Origin of the sequence: Enterococcus sp. 5B3_DIV0040, assembly GCF_002140755.1 — a bacterium.
GTDB lineage: Bacteria > Bacillota > Bacilli > Lactobacillales > Enterococcaceae > Enterococcus_D > Enterococcus_D casseliflavus.
This window is the reverse complement of the sequence record NZ_NGLC01000001.1, coordinates 2,505,051-2,508,832: the sequence shown is the minus strand read 5'-3', so window position 1 is coordinate 2,508,832 and position 3,782 is coordinate 2,505,051. Positions and strand designations below refer to the sequence as shown.

At 30.6% G+C, this 3,782-nt stretch carries 3 protein-coding genes; 2 read left to right on the top strand and 1 reads right to left on the bottom strand.

Going from position 1 to position 3,782, the window contains the following annotated elements; genetic code table 11:
• Positions 1-283, bottom strand: a 283-nt coding sequence (locus A5883_RS11780; RefSeq protein ID WP_141108418.1) for a MarR family winged helix-turn-helix transcriptional regulator, incomplete at its 3' end; no start/stop codon positions are given.
• A 134-nt stretch (positions 284-417) separates the two neighbouring features.
• On the opposite strand from A5883_RS11780, the gene celB reads away from it, so the two are divergent.
• Complete coding sequence (gene celB / locus A5883_RS11775) at positions 418-1,692, top strand: PTS cellobiose transporter subunit IIC (RefSeq protein ID WP_086338631.1); 1,275 nt, start codon at positions 418-420, stop codon at positions 1,690-1,692.
• A gap of 9 nt (positions 1,693-1,701) precedes the next feature.
• Positions 1,702-3,591 carry a DUF4838 domain-containing protein gene (locus A5883_RS11770; RefSeq protein ID WP_086338630.1) on the top strand — a complete coding sequence of 630 codons (1,890 nt, stop codon included), beginning with the start codon at positions 1,702-1,704 and terminating at the stop codon, positions 3,589-3,591.
• The last annotated feature ends 191 nt before the right edge of the window (positions 3,592-3,782 follow it).

Below are 3,782 nucleotides of genomic sequence, written 5' to 3'. Positions count from 1 at the left end.
TTCCCTTAACATTTACCTCAACTCCTATAACAACAGCATTATTTTCATTTAATTTGATGATTTTTTGCTTTCTACCGGAGCCTGTATTCTTATTAACTTCATCTCCTGTTTCTATAATAATGTTTTCATCTATAAGTTCTCCTGTTATTTTTGTAATAGTTGCTGGTGTCAAACCAGTTAGTTTAGAAATTTCAATTCTAGAAGTTTTTGGATGCCTATATAAATGCTGAATAACTGTAGATCTATTCTTTGAAAATACTTCAGTTATACTTTTTTTGGTCATAATCAGCCAATTCCCTTCATTAGTTTAAAAACAGTATACCATATTCTTTTATTTTTTTATAAAAATAAATATTGACTTTGAAACGCTTACTTGATATTCTTTGTTTATAAAAAATAAAGAAAGAAGGGGTAAAAATGAATAAATTCTTAAGTTTTCTTGAGAATAAATTAGCTCCATTGGGAGAGAAAATTGGAACACAGCGGCATTTACGGGCACTAAGAGAAGGAATTATGATGGCAATGCCATTAGTTTTGATCGGTTCTTTTTTTGTTTTAATAAAAGATTTTCCGATTACCGCGTGGAATGACTGGCTTAAATCACATTGGGATTTATCTTCTTTATTAAATACTATGGCTAATAATTCTTTTGGGTTAATGGCATTAGTTACAGTTTTTGGGATTGCTTATCGTCTGGCAGAATCTTATGATACAGACGGACCCTCTTCGGGAGTATTAGCCTTAGGAGCTTTTCTTTTAATGACTCCATCGATTGTTGATAAAGCTGATAATTTAGGAATTCCATATGGCATGCTAGGTGGTAAAGGTATTTTTGCTGCTATTGTTGTAGGAATGATTTCGGCTGAAATATATAGATGGTTTATTCAAAAAAAGATTACTATAAAAATGCCTGAAAGTGTGCCTGATGTAGTAAGTAAATCATTTTCAGCATTGATACCAGGTGTAGTTATTTTAATTTTATTTGCTGGAACACTTAAATTAATTGAAGTATCTGGTTTAGGAAGTTTGAATAATATTTTATCAGTTATTATTGGTACTCCATTAGGGTATATTGCAAGTACTTTGCCTGGAACATTTGTCGCAGTGTTATTAAATTCTATTTTTTGGTTTTGTGGTGTAAATGGAGGACAAGTTGTTGGTTCGGTGATGAATCCATTGTGGATTCAATATGCTGATGATAATAGAATTGCTCAAGCGGCTGGAGAGGTACTACCTCACATTGTAACTGCTCCGTTTATGGATTTATTTGTATATATTGGTGGTGGTGGTGCAACCATCGGTTTAGCTTTATGTTTGCTATTTTTTAGCAAAAGTAAAGAATATAAAACTCTTGGAAAGGTGTCAGGAATACCAGCGTTATTCAATATAAATACAGCTATTCTATTTACATTTCCTACGGTATTAAATCCGATTATGTTGATTCCATTTGTATTTACTCCAATAGTGAATGCGATTATAACCTATTTTTCAATGGCTATGGGATTAGTACCATATACTACAGGAGTTACTTTGCCATGGACGACTCCTCCAATCATTGGTGGATTTTTGGCAACAGGAAGTTGGCAAGGGGCAGTATTACAAGTAATTCTAGTTTTGATATCCTTTATGATCTATTTTCCTTTTTTTAAGGCTGCCGATCGAAACAATTTATTAGATGAAAGTAAAAAATGAGGTGAAGAGATGAATTTAAGTATCTATTTTAGTGATCGTGTAAAGAATGCTCTTTTTTTAAAAAAAGAATGTGAATACTATTTTTCAAAAGTATTTAAAATTAACCCAGATTTTATTAATGAAAAAAAACAAGCGACTTTAGTTTTTGATATTATCCCAGATAAATTATCAGTAGAAAAGGTATCAATTAATTTAAAAAGAGGAGAAGGTCAAGTTGTTTCCAATAGTGAGATAGGACTTGTTATAGCTTTTTATAAATTGTTTAAAGTTTTTGGAGTGCGTTATTTAAGACCTGGCAAAAAAAATGAAATTTTACCTGATCTTAATTTTGCTCATTTTATAGAAGCGGATATTAATATAGATGAAAAAGCAAGTTTTAAGCACAGAGGTGTTTGCATAGAAGGTGCAGATTCCTTTGAAAATGTATGCAATTTTATTGATTGGTTACCCAAGATAGGGATGAATTCATTCTTTATTCAATTTGAAAATCCATATTCATTTTTAAAACGTTGGTATGATCATGAATTTAATCCTTATATACAGAAAGAAGAGTTCTCTAATGAAATTGCTGAGGAAATGAGTAATAAAATTGATATGGAAATCCATAAACGTAGCTTAAGACAACATAGAGTAGGCCATGGATGGACAGGTGAAGTTTTAGGTTATTCTTCAAAATTTGGATGGGAATCAGGAATAAAATTACCAGAAGAGAAGAAACCGTTAGTTGCAGAACTTAATGGCGAACGTGAATTATATGATACAGCTCCAATACTTACTAGTTTAGATTTTTCTAATCCTGAAGTTGGTAATAAAATGGTAGAATTGATAGTTGCTTATGCTAAAGAAAGAAAAGATGTAGACTATCTTCATGTTTGGTTATCTGACGCGCGCAATAATATTTGTGAATGTTCAAAATGTCAAAAAGCTTTACCTTCAGATCAATATGTTCGGATTTTGAATCAATTAGATTCAGCTTTAACAAGGGAGAAATTGGAAACAAAAATCTGTTTTTTATTATATCATGAATTGTTATTTGCTCCTCAAAAAGAGGAAATAAAAAATCCAGATCGTTTTACAATGATGTTTGCGCCAATTACAAGAACTTTTGAGAAAAGCTATGCTGATGTAGATTACGATCAAGGAATTCCTACACCTAATCAATATATTCGAAATAAAATTATTTTACCAAATTCATTAGAAGAAAATCTTTCTTATCTTTTTAGTTGGCAAAAATGTTTTGGCGGAGATAGTTTTGTATATGATTACCCATTAGGGCGTGCACATTATGGTGATTTAGGTTATATGAAGATTAGTCAAGTAATTAGTCGAGATATTAAGTATTTAGATAGGATTAATTTAGGTGGATATATTAGTTGTCAAGAACTACGTGCAGGTTTTCCACACAATTTCCCAAACTATGTAATGGGAGAAGTACTTTGGGATAAAAATATTAACTATGAAGAACTGTTGGCTGATTATTTCTCTAATTTATATGGATCCGATTGGCATACGATAGTTCAATATCTAGAACAATTATCAACGTATTCATCATGTGATCATTTTAATGCTATAGGTAATCGGATAAATCCAAAACTGAGTTTAAACTATAAAACAGTTGTTCATTTAGCTCAGTCTAGTCTTTCTTTGATTGAAAAAAATATTAGTGAGCATGATGGCTTCATAAAAGAACAATGGATACAGCTTGGCTACCATAGAGAATACGTTATAAAATTAGCTACATCTTTGGCACTTTTAAGTGAAGGAAGCTATGAGCTTTCTCAAATTTTTTGGCGTGATTTTGTGGATTTTATTCGTAGAAATGAAGAAAAAATTCAAAATAATCTTGATGTGTATAGAGTAATTGAAGTTGCTAAAAACTACGCAGGTTTTAGTTTATAGTAATATAGATGATTAAATAAATCCTAGTAACAATGTTAATTCTGTTGATGATTACAAAGTCTTCTAATATCTTCTGGATGTTGATTATTAGAAGACTTTACTTTTGATAGGAATAAAGATATTTATATAAAGAATTAATAGGAATGGATTATGTTTAGATAAACAGAAGGAATGCTTGTAATAAAAAAATT

What these genes read in the sequence shown, in the direction of transcription:
- celB (WP_086338631.1), top strand. Translation starts at nt 418, where the DNA reads ATGAATAAATTCTTAAGTTTTCTTGAGAATAAATTAGCTCCATTGGGA.
- A5883_RS11770 (WP_086338630.1), top strand. Translation starts at nt 1,702, where the DNA reads ATGAATTTAAGTATCTATTTTAGTGATCGTGTAAAGAATGCTCTTTTT.